Origin of the sequence: Actinocrinis puniceicyclus (assembly GCF_018283645.1) — a bacterium.
Taxonomy (GTDB): Bacteria; Actinomycetota; Actinomycetes; order Streptomycetales; family Catenulisporaceae; genus Actinocrinis; species Actinocrinis puniceicyclus.
In genome coordinates this window covers 1-18428 of sequence record NZ_JAGSXH010000113.1, presented here as the reverse complement: position 1 = coordinate 18428, position 18428 = coordinate 1, and the positions used below count along the sequence as shown (strand labels likewise).

The window sequence follows — 18428 nt, the reverse complement described above, 5'->3', positions numbered from 1 at the left end:
GGTTTGCCGCCGGGTGGGGGGATGGTGGCGGTGCAGGCGGGCGAGGGCGAGGTCGCCGCCGCGCTGGGTGATATGGGTGGGCGGTTGGAGATCGCGGCGGTCAACGCTCCGGGTTCGGTGGTGGTCTCGGGTCAACTCACGGCGCTGGAGGAGTGGCTGCCGCGGTTGGCCGGGTGTAAGAGCAGCCGGCTGAAGGTCAGTCATGCGTTCCATTCGCATTTGATGGAGCCGATGCTGGCGGAGTTCCGTGCGGTGGCGCGGGGGTTGAGGTTCCACGAACCACGCATCGCGGTGGTCTCGAATCTGGATGGCCGGGTGGTCGGTGGTGAGTTGACGGATCCGGAGTACTGGGTGCGGCATGTGCGTGGTGCGGTGCGCTTCGCCGACGGTGTGCGCACGTTGGAGAGTGAGGGGGTCTCGCGTTTCCTGGAGTTGGGTCCGGATGGTGTGCTCACGGCGTTGGCGCGGCAGTCGGTGGATGAGGATCGTGATGTGGTGCTGGTGCCTGCGTTGCGTGCGAAGCGGGATGAGGGGGAGGCGTTCGCGGGGTTCTTGGCGCAGGCGCATGTGGCCGGGGTCGAGGTGGACTGGCCGGCGTTCTACGCGGGTACCGGCGCGCGGCGCGTTGAGCTGCCCACGTACGCCTTCCAGCGGGAGCGGTTCTGGTTGATGCCCGGTGCCAAGGCGGGCGATCCGGCCGCCGCCGGACTGGACCGGATCGATCACCCGCTGTTGGCCGGTGCCGTGCAGGTGGGTGATCGTGATGAGTGGTTGCTGACCGGGCGGATGTCGGGCGAGAGCGCGCCGTGGGTGGCCGACCATGTGGTGCTGGGTACGGTGATCGTGCCGGGTACCGCGCTGGTCGAACTGGCCCTGACCGCCGGCACGCGGGTCGGCAGCCCGGTGATCGAGGAACTGGTCCTGGAAGCGCCGCTGATCCTCACCGACAACGCCGCGCGCCTGGTACAGGTCATGGTCGGCGCATCAGACGAAGACGGACGCCGCGAAGTGGCGATCTACACCCGGCCCGAAAACCCGGGCGACGACAGCGACCACGGAGACCACGGCGATCAGGGCGAGGCGACCTGCCACGCCCGCGGAACGCTGATCACCGGCGCACCATCGATTGCCGACTGGCCCGCGCAATGGCCGCCCGCAGGAGCGACGCCGATCGGCGTGGACGCGCTCTACACGCAGTTGGCCGACGCCGGATACGACTACGGCCCGGTGTTCCAAGGCGTGCGGGCCGCCTGGCGCGACGACGACGCCGTATACGCCGACATCGCGCTACCCGACGAAACAGCGCAAACCGCAACCGGTTTCGCCATCCACCCCGCCCTGCTCGACGCCGCCCTGCACGGCGGACTGGAAAGCCTGGCCACCGGCGAGCGCTCGAGCACGCAACTGCCGTTCTCCTGGTCCGGAGTGCGGCTCGAGCAGACCGGCCGGACACGCGGCCGCGTGCGGGTGGCCACGGCGGGCGACGCGGGACTGCGCATCGACATCGCCGACGAGCACGGCGCGCCGATCGCCGCAGTCGAGCGTCTGGCCTTCCGGCCGCTCGACGAAGCCAAACTCGCCGGCGGCCGCAACCGCAACGTGGGCCACAGCTCGCTGTACGAGGTCGACTGGGTGATCGTGCCGGCGACGGCCAGGACCGGCGCCGGGCGCATCGTCGTGCTCGGAGACCTGCCCGCACCCGGCCAGCGGTTCGCCGACCTCGACGCTCTGGAACACGCGCTCGCCGCAGGCCGCCCGGTACCCGAGGCCGTGCTGATCGGGATCGACACCGTCGAGCCCGAGGGCGCCGCGTCGCCCGGAAGCGCGGCAAGCGCGGCAAGCGCGCAGACCGCGCAAGCGGTGCGCGAGGTCGCCACCCGCACGCTCGGCCTGCTGCAGCGGTGGCTGGCCAGCCCGACACTGGCCGACGCGCGGCTGGTCCTGGTGACCCGCAACGCCATCGCGGTCGGCGACGACTCACCGGACCTGGCGCTCTCCTCGGTGTGGGGCATGGTGCGCTCCGCACAGTCCGAGCACCCCGAGCGGTTCATGTTGCTGGACGTGGACGAACCCGCCGACACGATCGACTGGGCCGCGCTGGTCGCCGCGCCGGAACCACAGCTGGCCGTGCGCGAGGGACAGGTGTTCGCGCCGCGGCTGACCCGCGCCGAAATGGCCAGCGTCCGACCCGGCAGCGAGTGGCGGCTGGCAGTGGAACGCAAGGGCTCGTTGGACGATCTGGCGATCGTGCCGTGCGACGGCGACCGGCCGCTCGCCGCGAACGAGGTGCGTATCGGGATTCGGGCCGCCGGCCTGAACTTCCGCGACGTGCTGATCGCGCTGGGCATGTACCCGGGCGACGCGCCGCTGGGCAGCGAGGCCGCCGGCGTGGTCCTGGAAGTCGGGCCGGGTGTCACCGACCTGGCGCCGGGCGACCGGGTCATGGGCCTGGTGCTCAACAGCCTCGGTACATCGGCGGTAGCCGACCGGCGGATGGTGGTGCCGGTGCCGGCGGGTTGGTCGTTCGCGCAGGCGGCGTCGGTGCCGGTGGTGTTTCTGACGGCGTATTACGCGCTGGTGGATCTGGCTGGTCTGGGCAAGGGTGAGCGGCTGCTGGTGCATGCGGCGGCCGGTGGTGTGGGTATGGCGGCGGTGCAGATCGCCGAGCACCTTGGCGCGCAGGTGTTCGCGACGGCGAGTCCGGGCAAGTGGTCGGCGGTGCGTGGCCTGGGTGTCGCGGGGGAGCGGATCGCTTCGTCGCGTGATCTGGGTTTCCGGGAGGCGTTCCTGGCCGCGACGGGCGGCGAGGGTGTGGATGTGGTGCTCAACGCGTTGGCGGGTGAGTTCGTCGATGCGTCGCTGGACCTGTTGCCGCGTGGTGGCCGGTTCGTGGAGATGGGCAAGGCCGATATCCGCGATGCCGGGCAACTGGGCAAGTCCGGGGTGCGCTATCAGGCGTTCGATCTGTTCGACGCCGGTCCCGAGCGTATTCAGCAGATGCTGTGCGAGATCGTGGGGTTGTTCCAGCGGGGCGTGTTGAGGCACGCGCCGATCCGGACGTGGGATGTGCGGCGCGGGGTCGAGGCGTTCCGGTTCCTGCGTGAGGGCCGCAACACCGGCAAGGTCGTACTGACCATTCCGGTCCGACCCGACCCGAACGGCACGGTGCTGATCACCGGTGGCACCGGTGGTCTGGGCGCGCTGTTCGCCAGGCACCTGGTAGTCAGCCACGGCTTGACCCGCCTGGTGCTGGTCAGCAGGCGTGGTGCGGCCGCCGACGCAGTGCCCGAACTGCTGGCCGAGCTGCGTTCGCTGGGTGCTGACCCGCGGGTGGTGGCCTGTGACGTGTCCGACCGGGACCAGCTCGCCGCGGTGATCGGGGCGCTTGAGCATCCGCTGACCGCGGTGGTGCACGCGGCCGGCGTGGTCGACGACGGCGTCGTGGCCGCTCTGACACCGGATCAGGTAGAGCGAGTGCTGCGGCCGAAGGTGGATGCGGCGCTGCACCTGCACGAGCTGACCCGGGACATGGAACTGACCGCGTTCATCCTGTTCTCCTCGGTGGCCGCGCTGATCGGCAGCCCCGGCCAGGCCAACTACGCGGCCGCCAACGCCGTGCTCGACGCGCTGGCCGCCCGGCGCCACGCGGCCGGCCTGCGGACCATGTCGCAGGCGTGGGGCCTGTGGGGCGAGGAACGCGGCATGGGCGGCGCGCTGGACGCGGGCGGCGTGGCGCGCTGGGCGCGGATGGGCATCGAACCGCTGTCCGCGCAGCTGGGTCTGGAACTGTTCGACGCCGCCAGGCTGCTGGACATCCCGCTGGCCGTGCCGGTCCGGCTCGACCCGGGCGCGCTGCGCGCGTCGGCCCGCGCGGGCACGCTGCCGGCGCTGCTGCGCGGCCTGGTGCGGGTGCCGGCGGCGCGGGCCGCCGCGGGCGGCGACTCGCTGGCACAGCGGCTGGCCGCGGTGCGCGACGGCGAGCGGGAACGATTCGTGCTGGAACTGGTGCAGAACCAGGTCGCCGCGGTGCTGGGCCACGGCTCGCCGGGCGCGATCGACACCGACAAGACCTTCAAGGAACTGGGCCTGGACTCGCTGGCCGCCGTCGAGCTGCGCAACCGGCTGACGAAAGCCACCGGGCTGCGCCTGCCCAGCACGCTGATCTTCGACCACCCGACCCCGGCCGGCGCGGCGTCGCTGGTGCTCACCCAGGTCGGCGGGGCGCAGGAACAAAAGGCGGTTTCACCGCTGGAGGAGCAGCTGCAGAAGATCGAGGCGCTGCTCGGCGCGGTGGCGGGCGACGATCAACAGCTCAGCCGGTTCGAACCCCGGTTGCGCTCGTTCAGCAACCGGCTCAGCTCGGTGCTCAGCACGATCAACAGCAAGCGCGAGGACGACGCCGAAGTGTTCGCCGACGACCTCGACGGGGTGTCCGACGAAGAGATTTTCCAGCTGATCGACAAGGAGATCGGATCGGCATGACCACGACCTCGGACACCTTGGACGAGCAGAAGCTGCGCCTGTACCTGCGCAAGGTCACCAACGAGTTGCGCGCGGCCAACCGGCGGGTGCGCGAGCTTGAGGAACGCGACCTCGAACCGCTGGCGATCGTGGGAATGAGCTGCCGGTACCCCGGCGGCGTCACCTCGCCCGACGAGCTGTGGCGGTTGGTCGAGGCGGGCCGCGACGCCGTCGCCGGGCTGCCCGAGGACCGCGGCTGGGACCTGGATCTCTACGACCCGGACCCGGACCGGGTCGGCAAGGTCTACATGAGCGGCGGCAGTTTCCTGCGCGGTATCGGCGAGTTCGACCCGGAGTTCTTCGGCATCAGCCGGCGCGAGGCGCTGGCCATCGACCCGCAGCAGCGCCTGGCGCTGGAAGTGGCGTGGGAGGCGCTGGAGGACGCCGGCATCGACCCGACCTCGCTGCTCGGCTCGGACGCGGGTGTGTTCTGCGGCGTGATGCCGATGGACTACGGCGTCTCCCCCGACCACGGCGCCACCACGCCGCCGGAACTGGAAGGCTTCCGCCTGACCGGCACCACCACCAGCGTGGTGTCCGGCCGGATCGCCTACAGCCTCGGCATGGAGGGCCCCGCGGTGTCGGTGGACACCGCGTGCTCCTCGTCGCTGGTGGCGCTGCACCTGGCCGGCCGCGCGCTGCGCGCCGGGGAATGCTCGCTGGCGCTGGTCGGCGGGGTGACGATCATGGCCGGTCCGTTCGTGCTGCTGGAATTCAGCCGGCAGCGCGGCCTGGCGCCCGACGGACGCTGCAAGTCGTACGCGGCGGGCGCGGACGGCACCGCGTTCTCCGACGGTGTGGGCCTGCTGGTGGTCGAGCGGCTCTCTGACGCGCGGCGCAACAACCGCCGGATCCTCGGCCTCATCCGCGGCAGCGCGGTCAACCAGGACGGCGCGAGCAACGGCCTGACCGCGCCCAACGGTCCCTCGCAGGAGCGGGTGATCCGCCAGGCGCTGGCCAACGCGGGCCTCGCGCCCGCGCAGATCGACATCGTCGAGGGGCACGGTACCGGCACGAGGCTGGGTGACCCGATCGAGGCCCAGGCGTTGCTGGCCACCTACGGGCAGGGCCGCACCACCGGGCCGCTGCGGCTCGGCTCTCTCAAGTCCAACATCGGCCACAGCTCGGCGGCGGCGGGCGTCGGCGGCGTCATCAAGATGATCATGGCGATGCGGCACGGGACGATGCCCAAGTCGCTGCACATCGACGCCCCCTCGCCGCACGTGGACTGGGAGGCGGGCGAGATCAAGCTGCTGACCGAGGCCGAGCCGTGGCACAGCGACGGGCGCCCGCGCCGCGCCGCGGTCTCGTCGTTCGGGGTCAGCGGCACCAACGCGCACGTGATCCTGGAACAGGCGCCCGCCGAGGAATCGGCGGCCGTGGCCGGCGACGCCGCGGTCGCGCCGAGCGCGCCGGCCGGTGCGGGCCGGCCGCCGGTGGTGCTCGTGTCGGGCAGGGGCGAGGCCGCGTTGCGCGCACAGGCGGCCCGGCTGCGCGCGCACCTGTCCAGCTGGCCGGACCTGGCGCCGGCCGACGTCGCCGTGTCCAGCGCGACCACGCGCGCGCAACTGCCACAGCGCGCGGCGATCGTGGCCGGCGACCGGGCCGGCCTGCTGGCCGGGCTGGGCGCGCTGGCCGACGCCGCGCCCGCCGCGGGCGTGTTCACCGGTTCGCCGGCCGGCGGCAAGATCGCCTTCCTGTTCAGCGGCCAGGGCGCGCAGCGCGCCGGCATGGGCGCGGGACTGGCCGCGGCGTTCCCGGCGTTCGACGCCGCGCTGGACCAGGTGTGCGCCGAGTTCGACGGCAAGCTGCGCAGGCCGCTCAAGCCGTTGCTGTTCGCCGCCGCCGATTCGCCGCTGGCCCCGCTGCTGGACGAGACCGAGTACACCCAGGCCGCGCTGTTCGCGCTCGAGGTGGGCCTGTTCCGCCTCGTCGAATCGCTCGGCATGCGCGCGCACTACCTGATCGGGCACTCGGTGGGAGAACTGGCCGCCGCGCACGTGGCCGGCGTGTTCTCCCTGGCGGACGCGTGCACCCTGGTGGCCGCGCGCGGAAGGCTGATGGGTGCCTTGCCGGCCGGCGGCGCGATGGCCGCGGTGCAGGCCGGCGAGAGCGAGGTCGCCGCCGCGCTGAGCGACATGGGCGGGCGGCTGGCGATCGCGGCCGTCAACGGGCCGCGTTCGGTCGTGGTCTCCGGCGAACTGGCCGCGCTGGAGCAGTGGCTGACGCGGATGGCCGGGCGCAAGACCACCCGGCTCAAGGTCAGCCACGCGTTCCACTCGCCGCTGATGGAGCCGATGCTCGCCGAGTTCCACCGTGTCGCCGACGGCCTGGAGCGGCGGGAACCGCAGCTGCCGATCGTCTCCAACGTGACCGGCAAGCCGGTCTCCGCGGAGCTGACCGAGGCGGCCTACTGGGTCGAGCACGTGCGCCACGCCGTGTGCTTCATGGAGGGCGTGCGCACGCTGGAGAACCTCGGCGTGCGGCGGTTCTTCGAACTGGGCCCGGACGGCGTGCTCACCGCGATGGCGCGCGAGTCGGTCGCCGACGAACAGGCCGTGATGGCCGCGGCGCTGCGCGCAAAGCAGCCGGAACCCGAGGCGTTCGCCGGTTTCCTGGCCCAGGCGCACGTCTGCGGCACGGCGCTCGACTGGCCGGCTTACTACGCCGGTTCCCGCGCCACGCGCGTAGAGCTGCCCAAGTACGCGTTCCAGCGGCAGCGGTACTTCGTCGCACCGCGCATTCGTCCCGGCGACCCGGCGGCCGCGGGACTGCGCCGGATCGACCACCCGCTGCTGGCCGCCGCGGTGCAGGTCGGCGACCGCGACGAATGGGTGTTCACCGGGCAGGTCGAGGCCGACAGCGCGCCGTGGATCCGTCACCATGCGGTGTTCGGCACCACGGTGCTGCCCGGCGCGGCGATGGTCGAACTCGCGCTGGCCGCGGGGGCGCAGGTCGGCTGCCCGGTGCTCGACGAGCTCGTGCTCGAAGCGCCGCTGGTGCTGGCCGACGACGCCCGCCAGCTGCAGGTCACCCTCTCGCCCGCCGGCGACGCGGGCAGGCGCGAGGTCGCGATCTACTCGCGGCCCGCGGCGCAGCCGGGGGACAGCCAGCTCGACGAGGCGACCTGCCATGCGCGTGGCGCGTTGGTGGCCGACGCCGAACCGGTCGCGCCGCCGCCCGCGCCCTGGCCGCCGGCCGGCGCACAACCGGCGCCGGTTGAGACGCTCTACGCGCGGCTGGCCGCGGTGGGCTACGACTACGGCCCGCTGTGCCAGGGCCTGCGGGCCGCCTGGCGCAGCGGCGAAACCGTGTACACCGAAGTCGAGCTGCACGCCGACGCGAGCGACGGCTACCGCATCCACCCGGCGCTGTTCGACTCCCTCCTGCACGGCGCGGTGCTGGACAAGGCCCCCGGCGACACCGCCGACCTGCCGTTCTCCTGGGCGGGCGTGCGGCTGGGCGCGGCGGCGGCCGTCGCGAAACGCGTGCGCGTGCGGATCGAACCGGCGGGCCAGTCCGCGCTGCGCATCGACGCGGTAGACGAGAACGGCGCCGCGGTGGTGTCGGTTGACGCGCTGGCCATCCGGGCGATCGACCCGGCGCAGTTGCAGGCCGCCGGGCCGGGCGGCTCGAAGGCGCTGTTCGCGGTGCAGTGGACACCGGTCACACCGGTCACACCGGTCACACCGGATGCGCCGGATGCGCCGGACGCCCGGGCCGGCCTGCGCAGCGTGGTGCTGGGCGCCTCGGGCCAGTACGCCGACCCGGCCGCGCTCGAGCTGGCCGTGGCCGCGGGCGCCGAACTGCCGGACGTGGTGCTCGCGCCGATCCCGGCGGCGCCCGGCACGGGCCCGGCCGCGGTGCACGCGGCCGCCCGCGCCACCCTGGCCCTGGTGCAGGGCTGGCTGGCCGCCGACCGGCTCGCCGACGCGCGCCTGCTCGTGGTCACCGCCGGCGGCGTCGCGGTCGGCGACGAGGCGGTCGACCTGCGGCAGGCCCCGGCCTGGGGCCTGGTGCGCACCGCGCAGTCCGAACACCCCGGGCGCTTCGTGCTCGTGGACACCGACACCGACACCGCCGGCCAATCCGGCTGGGCAGCGCTGGCCGCGCTGACAGCCTTGGACGAGCCGCAGCTGGCCGTGCGCGCCAGCCGCGTCCTGGCGCCCCGGCTGGTGCGCGCCGGCGAGCCCGGCGCTCCGCCGGCCGCGCTCGACCCGGACGGCACGGTGCTGATCACCGGCGGCACCGGAGGGCTCGGCGCGCTGTTCGCCAGGCACCTGGCCGCTCACCACGGCGTTCGGCACCTGCTGCTGGTCAGCAGGCGCGGCGCGGCGGCGCCCGGCGTCGGCGAACTGCTCGCCGAGCTCGCGGCGCTGGGCGCACAGGCGGACGCGGCCGCCTGCGACGTGGCCGACCGCTCGGCACTGGCCGAGTTGCTCGGCTCCCTGGAGCGCCCGCTGACCGCGGTCATCCACGCGGCGGGCGTACTGGACGACGGTGTGCTCGAAGCGCTCACGGCCGAGCAGCTGGAGAAGGTGCTGCGGCCCAAGGTGGACGCCGCGCTGAACCTGCACGAGCTGACCGAGGGCCACGACCTGGCCGCGTTCGTGCTGTTCTCGTCCGTCTCGGCGCTGCTCGGCACCGCGGGCCAGGGCAACTACGCCGCGGCCAACGCGGTCCTGGACGCGCTGGCCGCGCGCCGGCGCGCCGCGGGACTGCCGGCGCTCTCGCTGGCGTGGGGCCTGTGGGCGCACTCCGGCGGCATGGGCGGCGACCTGGCCGAAACGGACCTGGCGCGGCTGGCCAGGATCGGCGTCGTGCCGCTGCCCGCCGAGCTGGGCCTTGAACTGTTCGACCTGGCGCTCGGCATCGACGCCGCGCTGCTCGCGCCCGCCGGACTCGACCTGGGCGGCCTGCGGGCGCAGGCGCATGCCGGGCAGCTGCCCGCGCTGCTGCGCGCCCTGGTGCCCGCCGCGCGCGAGCGCGCGGCGGCCGACACCGGAGCGTCGCTCGCGCAGCGGCTGGCCGGCGCCGCCGAGGCCGAGCGGCCGCGCATCGTGCTGGAGCTGGTGCGCGCGCAGGTCGCGGCCGTCCTCGGGCACGCCTCACCGGGCACCATCGAGCCCGCGCGCGCCTTCAAGGAACTCGGTTTCGACTCGTTGGCCGCCGTGGATCTGCGCAACCGGCTCGCCCGGGCCAGCGGCGTCCGGTTGCCCGCCACGCTGGTCTTCGACCACCCGACCGCGGCCGAGGTAGCGCAGCTGCTGCTCTCGCGCATCGGCGGCGCCGCGGCGCCCGAAGCGCCGCTCGAGCGGGAACTCGACAGGCTCGAAGGCCTGCTGGCCGGGATCCAGAGCGCCGAGAAGGAGCGTGTGGCCGGCCGGCTGCGCACCCTGCTGGCCGCGCTGACCGGCGCCGGCGCGCAGCGCACCAGCGTGGCGATCGAGGCCGCCACGTCCGTGGACGAGGTCCTCTCGTTGATCGACGCCGAGTTCGGCGAAGCGTGAGCTCGTGACCAGACTCTTTCCCCGCCCGGATCATCAGCGCAGAGGACACGGCAATGAGCGTTGACGCCACCAACCCGCAGCAGGAGCAGCAGGAAAAGCTCGTGCGCTACGTCAAGAAGCTCGCCGTCGAGCTCAACGAGGCCCGCACCCGGCTCAGCGAGGCCGAGGCGCGGGCCGGCGAGCCGCTGGCCGTGGTCGGCATGAGCTGCCGCTACCCGGGCGGCGTGACCAACCCCGACCAGCTCTGGCAGCTGGTCGCCGGCGGCCACGTCGGCACGCGGGCCGAGTTCCCGGCCGACCGCGGCTGGGACGTCGAGCACCTGTACCACCCGGACCCGGACCACCCGGGCACCTCGTACGCGCGCGGCGGCGGGTTTGTCGAGCGTGTCGCCGAGTTCGACGCGGAGTTCTTCGGCGTCAGCCCGCGCGAAGCCGCGGTGATGGACCCGCAGCAGCGGCTGCTGCTGGAAACCGCGTGGGAGGCGTTCGAGGACGCCGGCATCGACATCACCGGTCTGCGCGGCAGCGACACCGGCGTGTTCACCGGGATCATGTACTCCGACTACGGGTTCGTGGCCGGGCAGAGCGACCGGCGCGCCGAGGTCGAGGGCTACCTGACGATCGCGTCCGCGGGCAGCGTGGCCTCCGGGCGCCTGAGCTACACCTTCGGTTTCGAGGGCCCCGCGGTCACCGTGGACACCGCGTGCTCCTCGTCGCTGGTCGCCATCCACCTGGCCGGCAAGGCGCTGCGCGCGCGGGAGTGCTCGCTCGCGCTGGTCGGCGGCGCGACGGTGCTGGCCAGGCCCAACGTGTTCGTCGAGTTCAGCCGGCAGCGCGGCGTCTCGCCGGACGGGCGCTGCAAGGCGTACGCGGCCGCGGCCGACGGCGTCGGGTGGGCCGAGGGCGCCGGGCTGCTGGTGCTGGAGCGGCTTTCCGACGCCCGGCGCAACGGCCACCGGGTGCTGGCCGTGGTGCGCGGCAGCGCGGTCAACCAGGACGGCGCCAGCAACGGGCTGACCGCGCCCAACGGCCCCTCGCAGGAGCGGGTGATCAAGCAGGCGCTCGCCGACGCGGGCCTGGCGCCCCGCGACGTGGACGCCGTGGAGGGCCACGGCACCGGCACCCCGCTGGGCGACCCGATCGAGGCCAACGCGCTGCTGGCCACCTACGGCCGCGACCGGGCCGACGGCCCGCTGTGGCTCGGCTCGGTCAAATCCAACATCGGCCACACGCAGGCCGCGGCCGGTGTCGCGGGCGTTATCAAGATGATCATGGCGATGCGCAACGACACGCTGCCCGGCACCCTGCACGTGGACGCGCCCTCGCCCAACGTGGACTGGAGCGCCGGGGCGGTTTCGCTGCTCACCCGGGCCCGGCCGTGGCCGGCGAGCGACGGCAGGCCGCGCCGGGCCGGGGTGTCCTCCTTCGGTGTCAGCGGCACCAACGCGCATGTGATCGTGGAGGAGGCGCCGGCCGAGACCCCGGATCCAGCCCAGAGCGCGGCCGGGAACCCACAGCCGGTCGCCGCGGCGGCGCCCGCGGCCGTGCCGGTGCTGGTCTCCGCGCGCGGCGAGGCGGCCCTGCGCGCCCAAGCCGACCGGCTGCGCGCGCTGATGATCGCCCAGCCGGAGCTGACCGTGCTGGACATCGGCTACTCCAGCGCGACCGCGCGCGCCCATCTCGAACGGCGCGCCGCGGTGGTCGCCACCGACCGCGGCGCGCTGCTGTCCGGGCTCAAGGCGCTGGCGGCGGGCGAACCGGCCGCTCACGTCGTGGACGGACGGCCGGTCGGCGGCGCCGCGGTGTTCGTCTTCCCCGGGCAGGGCGCGCAGTGGGAGGGCATGGCCGTCGATCTGATGGACGCGGAACCGGTCTTCGCCGGGCAGATCGCGGCGTGTTCGGCGGCATTGGCCCAGTACGTCGACTGGGACCTGGCCGGCGTGCTGCGCGGCGCGCCCGGCGCACCGTCGCTGGACCGGGTCGACGTGGTGCAGCCCGCGCTGTTCGCGGTCATGGTGTCGCTGGCCGAGCTGTGGCGGCGGGCGGGTGTCGAGCCGATCGCGGTGCTCGGCCACTCGCAGGGCGAGATCGCGGCGGCGTACGTGGCGGGCGGGCTGTCGCTGCAGGACGCGGCGCGAGTGGTCGCGCTGCGCAGCCGCGCCATCCGCGAGCGGCTGGCCGGCAAGGGCGCCATGGCGTCGCTCGCGCAGCCGGTCGGCGCAGTAGAGAAGCTGATCAAGCCGTACGCGGGCCGGATCTCGATAGCCGCCGTCAACAGCCCCGCCGCCGTGGTCGTCTCCGGCGAACCGGAAGCGCTGGACGAACTGGTCGCCGCGTGCAAGGCCGACGGCGTGCGCGCCAAGAAGGTCGCGGTGGACTACGCATCGCACTCGTCGCACGTGGAGGAGATCGAGGCCGAACTGCTCGACGTGCTCGGGCCGATCGCGCCGGTGTCCGGGCGGATCCCGTTCTACTCCACGCTGGAGGGCCGCTTCGTCGACACCGCCGAGCTGGACGCCGGGTACTGGTACCGCAACCTGCGCGGCCGGGTCGGCTTCGCGCCCGCGGTCGCCGCGCTGATCGAAAACGGCGCCAACTGCTTCATCGAGGTCTCGCCGCACCCGGTGCTGAACCTGGCCGTCGAGGACGGCATCGCCGAGCTGGACGCCGCCGACCAGGTCGCGGCGGTCGGCTCGCTGCGCCGCGACGAGGGCGGCCCGCAGCGGTTCGCCGCCTCACTGTCCGAGGCGCACGTGACCGGCGTGCGCGTGGACTGGCAGGCGTTCTACGCCGGCAGCGGCGCGAAGCGGATCGCGCTGCCCACCTACGCGTTCCAGCGCCGGCCGTACTGGCTGCTTCCCGGCGCGTCCGGGGACCCGGCCGCGGCGGGCCTGACCCGGCTGGAACACCCGGTGCTGGTGGCCGGCACCCAGGTGGGCGAGCGCGACGAGTGGCTGTTCACCGGCCGCATCAGCGCCGACGCTCAGCCGTGGACACGCGACCACGCGGTGTTCGGCACGACGATCGTGCCCGGCGCCGCGCTGGTCGAGTTGGCGCTGACGGCCGGCCGGGAGACCGGCGCGCCGGCCGTGGACGAGCTCATCCTGGAAGCGCCGCTGGTGCTGGCCGACGACGCGCCGCTGGCGGTGCAGGTCACCGTCGCGCCCGCGGAGCAGGACGGGCGGCGCGCGGTGGCCGTCTACTCCCGGCCGCAGGGCGCGGCAGAGGACGGCGAGCGCGCCGCGACCTGCCACGCGCGCGGCTGGCTGGTGGCCGACGCCGAACCGATGCCGGCGTTCCCGGCGGTGTGGCCGCCGGCCGGGGCCGAAGCGGTCGCCGTCGACGGGCTCTACGCGCGGCTGGCCGAGGCCGGTTACGACTACGGTCCGCTGTTCCAGGGCCTGCAGGCGGCCTGGCGCTCGGGCGGCGACCTGTACACCGAGGTGGGTATCGCCGACGACGCGGGCGGCGAGGGATTCGCCATCCATCCCGCGCTCTTCGACGCGGCCCTGCACGGCGCCCTGGTGGACAAGGACGCCGCCTCCCCGGCCGACCTGCCGTTCTCGTGGTCGGGCGTGCAGCTGGGCCGGGTGGCCGGCAAGCGGCTGCGGGTGCGCATCAGCGGCGCCGGCGGATCGGCTTTGCGCATCGACGCGGTCGAGCCCGGCGGGACGCCGGCGTTCGCGGTGCAGAGCCTCGCGCTACGGCCGGTCGATCAGGCGCAGCTGGCCGGCGCGCAGCGCGGCAACAGCTCGTTGTTCCGGCTTGAGTGGGTGGATCTCGACGACGCCGGGCGCGAGCCGGCCGGATCGACCCGGTTCGCGGTGCTCGGCGAATTCGCCGAGCTGGGCGAGGCCGCCGCGTCCGCCGACCATTTCGCGGACCTGGCCGCGCTGGAGAAGGCCGTGATCGACGGCGCCGCCGCGCCCGAGGCCGTACTGGTCGCCGTCGAGGCCCCCCCGGGCGCGCTGGACGCGGCCGCCGCGGGCCGCGCGCTCGCCGCGAGCACGCTGCGGCTGTTGCAGCGCTGGCTGGAGAGCGAACGGCTGGCCGAGGCCCGGTTGGTGGTGGTCACCCGCGGCGGTGTCGCGGTCGGCGACGAGGCCGCCGAGCTGGCGCTCACGCCGGTGTGGGGCCTGGTGCGCAGCGCGCAGTCCGAGCACCCCGGCCGGTTCGTGCTGGTCGACCTGGACGGCGGCGGCGCGTCCGACGCCGCGCCGCCCGACTGGAGCACGGTGCTGGGCCTCGACGAGCCGCAGATCGCGCTGCGCGCGGACCGGCTGCTGGCGCCGCGGCTGGCACGCACCGAGGCCCCGGCCGAGGGCCCGTGGCGGCTGGGCAGCAAGCGCAAGGGTTCGCTGGAGGAGCTGGCGATCATCCCATCGGCCGGCGAGCGCGCGCTGGGCGTGCACGAGGTGCGGGTGGGTGTGCGCGCGGCCGGCCTGAACTTCCGCGACGTGCTGATCGCGCTGGGCATGTACCCGGGCGACGCGCCGCTGGGCAGCGAGGCGGCCGGCGTGGTGCTGGAAGTCGGTTCGGGCGTGAGCGACCTGGCGCCCGGCGACCGGGTGTTCGGCCTGGTCCTGGACGCGTTCGGCCCGGTCGCGGTCGCCGACCGGCGCACCGTGGTGCCGATGCCCGAGGGCTTCACCTTCGAGCAGGCCGCCGCGCTGCCGGTGGTCTACCTGACCGCGTACTACGGCCTGGCCGACCTGGCGGGTATCAAGCCGGGGGAGAAGCTGCTGGTGCACGCCGCCGCCGGCGGTGTCGGCATGGCGGCGGTCAACCTGGCCCGGCACTGGGGTGTCGAGGTGTTCGCCACGGCCAGCCCGGGCAAGTGGGACGCGGTGCGCGCCATGGGCGTCGCCGACGAGCGGATCGCCTCCTCGCGCGACCTGTCCTTCCGCGGGAAGTTCCTCGACGCGACCGGCGGCGCGGGTGTCGACGTGGTGCTCGACGCGCTGGCCGGCGAGTTCGTGGACGCCTCGCTGGAGCTTCTGCCGCGCGGGGGCCGGTTCATCGAGATGGGCAAGGCCGACCTGCGCGACCCGGCGGTGGTCGCCCGCGAGCACCCCGGCGTGCGGTACCGCTCGTATGACCTGATGGAGGCCGGGCCCGAGCGTATCCAGCAGATGCTGCGCGAGATCGTCGCGCTGTTCGAGGCGGGAGCGCTCGAGCACTCGCCGATCCGGACGTGGGATGTGCGGCGCGGGGTCGAGGCGTTCCGGTTCCTGCGCGAGGGCCGCAACACCGGCAAGATCGTGCTGACCGTGCCGGCGCCGCCGGACGGCGAGGGCACGGTGCTGATCACCGGCGGTACCGGCGGCCTCGGCGCGTCGTTCGCCAGGCACCTGGCCGCCGACCGCGGGGTTCGGCATCTGCTGCTGGTCAGCAGGCGCGGCGCGGCGGCGCCTGGCGTGGCCGATCTGGTCGCCGAGCTGGAAAGCCTGGGCGCGCGGGCGAGCGTGGCCGCATGCGACGTGTCGGATCGCGGCCAGCTGGCCGCCCTGCTCGGCGCGCTGGAGAGCCCGCTGCGCGGCGTCATCCACGCGGCGGGCGTGCTCGACGACGGTGTGATCGAGTCGCTCACGCCCGAGCAGTTGGAGACGGTGATGCGGCCCAAGCTGGACGCCGCGCTCAACCTGCACGAGCTGACCCTGGACGCGCGGCTGTCCTCGTTTGTGCTCTTCTCGTCGGTGGCGGCGCTGATCGGCAGCCCCGGCCAGGGCAACTACGCGGCGGCCAACGCCTTCCTGGACGCCCTGGCCGCGCGGCGGCGCGCCGAGGGACTGCCGGGCACCTCGCTGGCGTGGGGCCTGTGGGCCGCGGCGACCGGGATGACCGGTGAACTCGACGACGCGGACCTGGCCCGGCTGGCCAGGATCGGCGTCGAGCCGTTGTCCACCGAACTGGGCCTGGAGCTGTTCGACCAGGCGCGGCGGTTGGACGAGCCGGTGCTCGCGCCGGTGCGGCTGGATCTGGCCGTGCTGCGCGGCCAGGCCCGCGCCGGCCTGCTGCCCGCGCTGCTGCGCGGCCTGGTCAAGGCGCCCGCGCGGCGGGTGGATCCGGCGGGCCGTTCGCTGGCCGACCGGCTCGCGGGCCTGCCGCAGCCGGACTGGGAGCGCGCCGTGCTGGACCTGGTGCGCGCCCAGGTGGCCTCGGTGCTCGGGCACGCCTCGCCTGAGGCGATCGAACCGGAGCGCGCGTTCAAGGAGCTGGGCTTCGACTCGCTGGCGGCGGTCGAGTTGCGTAACCGGCTCACCCAGGCGACCGGTCTGCGGCTGCCCACCACGCTGGTGTTCGATCACCCGACCCCGATCGCGGCTGCCCGCTTCCTGATCCCGCTCGCGATGCCCGACGCCGCGCCCGCGGCCGTCGGCGGCCACCGCTCGCAGGAGCAGGAGATCCGCGACCTGCTGGTCGCGATCCCGATCGGCCGGCTGCGCAAGGCGGGTCTGCTCGACGCGCTGCTCGAACTGGCAGGCGACGATCCCGACGAGGCCGCGGCGAGCGATGCCGACGCCGGGTCGATCGACGAGATGGACATCGAGGCACTCATCCGCATGACCCAAGAGGACGTGGCATGACAACCGGTCGCACCGGACCCGGCAGCACCGCAGCACGACAGTTGAACACGTGGCCGCTTGCCGGCGTCCGCATGGGGAGGCGTGAGGATGTCTAACGAGCGAAGCGAACTGGTCGAGGCGCTGCGCAAGTCGCTCAAGGAGACCGAGCGGCTGCGCCAGCAGAACCGCAGGCTGCTGGCGCAGGCGACGGAGCCGCTGGCGATCGTCGGCATGAGCTGCCGTTACGCCGGCGGAGCCACGTCGCCGGACGAGTTTTGGCGGATGGTGGCCGAGGGCCGCGACGCGATCGGCCCGCTGCCGACCGACCGCGGCTGGGATCCGGGGCTCTACGATCCCGATCCGGAGCGGGCCGGCAGGGTTTACGCCAGCGGCGGCGGTTTCGTCGAGGGCGTCGGCGAGTTCGACGCGCAGTTCTTCGGGATCAGTCCGCGCGAGGCGCTGGCCACGGACCCGATCCAGCGTCTGGTGCTGGAGGGCGCGTGGGAGGCGTTCGAGGACGCCGGGATCGACCCGGTCTCGCTGCGCGGCAGCGACACCGGGGTGTTCTGCGGCGCGGTGATGTCGGCGTATGGGGGCGCGACACCGCCGGAGCTGGAGGGTTTCCGGCTGACCGGCGCCACGGCCAGTGTGGTCTCCGGCCGGGTGGCCTACACCTTCGGGTTCGAGGGTCCTGCCGTGACCATCGACACGGCGTGTTCGTCGTCGTTGGTGGCGATGCACCTGGCCGCTCAGGCGTTGCGGTCGGGTGAGTGTTCACTGGCGCTGGTCGGCGGCGTGACGGTGCTGGCAGGGCCGTTCCTCTTGCAGGAGTTCAGCCGTCAGCGTGGCTTGGCGCCGGACGGCCGGTGTAAGTCGTATGCGGCGGGTGCGGACGGTACGGGTTTCTCCGATGGTCTGGGTCTGTTGGTGTTGGAGCGGTTGTCGGATGCGCGGCGCAATGGGCACCGGGTGCTTGCGGTGGTGCGTGGTAGTGCGGTGAATCAGGATGGTGCGAGTAATGGTTTGACTGCGCCGAATGGTCCGTCGCAGGAGCGGGTGATCCGGCAGGCGTTGGAGAACGCGGGTCTTTCGGCCTCTGATGTGGACGCCGTCGACGGGCACGGTACGGGCACCAAGCTCGGTGACCCGATTGAGGCTCAGGCGTTGTTGGCGACGTATGGGCAGGACCGGACCACCGGTCCGCTGTGGCTGGGGTCGGTCAAGTCGAACATCGGCCACACGTCGGCGGCGGCCGGTGTGGCCAGCGTGATCAAGATGGTGCAGGCGTTGCGGCACGACCTGCTGCCGCGCACGTTGCATGTGGACGCGCCCTCTGCGCATGTGGACTGGTCGGCCGGCGGGGTCAGGCTGCTGACACAGGAGCAGCAGTGGCCTGCGGTTCCCGGTAGGCCGCGGCGGGCCGGCGTCTCCTCGTTCGGGATCAGCGGCACCAACGCGCATTTGATCCTCGAAGAGGCTGCCGCGCAGGAGCAGCCCGCGGCGGTCGAGCGGCCGCTGCCGCCCGCGGTTCCGGTTGTGCTCTCGGCGAAGTCGGATGTGGCGTTGCGGGGGCAGGCTGGGCGGTTGCGTGCGCATTTGCTGGCGCGGCCTGAGTTGGGTGTGCGGGATGTGGGGTTTTCTGCTGCGACGTCGCGTGCGCGGTTTGATCAGCGGGCTGCGGTGGTGGCTGGTGATCGTGATGGTTTGTTGTCGGGTTTGGCTGCGCTTGAGCGTGGTGAGCCGGGTTCGGGTGTGGTCGAGGGTCGGGTTGTTGGGGGTAGGACGGCGTTTTTGTTTTCGGGTCAGGGTGCGCAGCGGGCTGGGATGGGTG

Annotated in this window: 3 protein-coding genes and 1 pseudogene; all 4 read left to right on the top strand. The window is 73.6% G+C overall.

What is annotated here, in order from left to right:
• Positions 1–21 precede the first annotated feature (21 nt).
• Positions 22–4482: an SDR family NAD(P)-dependent oxidoreductase gene (locus KGA66_RS23320; protein ID WP_211470635.1), complete on the top strand. Its 4461-nt coding sequence runs from the start codon at positions 22–24 to the stop codon at positions 4480–4482.
• A gap of 113 nt (positions 4483–4595) precedes the next feature.
• A pseudogene (locus KGA66_RS23315) lies at positions 4596–10031 on the top strand (type I polyketide synthase); the annotation flags it as partial.
• Between the two features lie 53 nt (positions 10032–10084).
• A complete protein-coding gene (locus KGA66_RS23310) occupies positions 10085–16618 on the top strand; it encodes a type I polyketide synthase (protein ID WP_211470631.1) in 6534 nt (2177 codons plus the stop codon).
• Positions 16619–16705: 87 nt separating this feature from the next.
• Positions 16706–18428, top strand: a 1723-nt coding sequence (locus tag KGA66_RS23305; RefSeq protein ID WP_246508414.1) for a type I polyketide synthase, incomplete at its 3' end; no start/stop codon positions are given.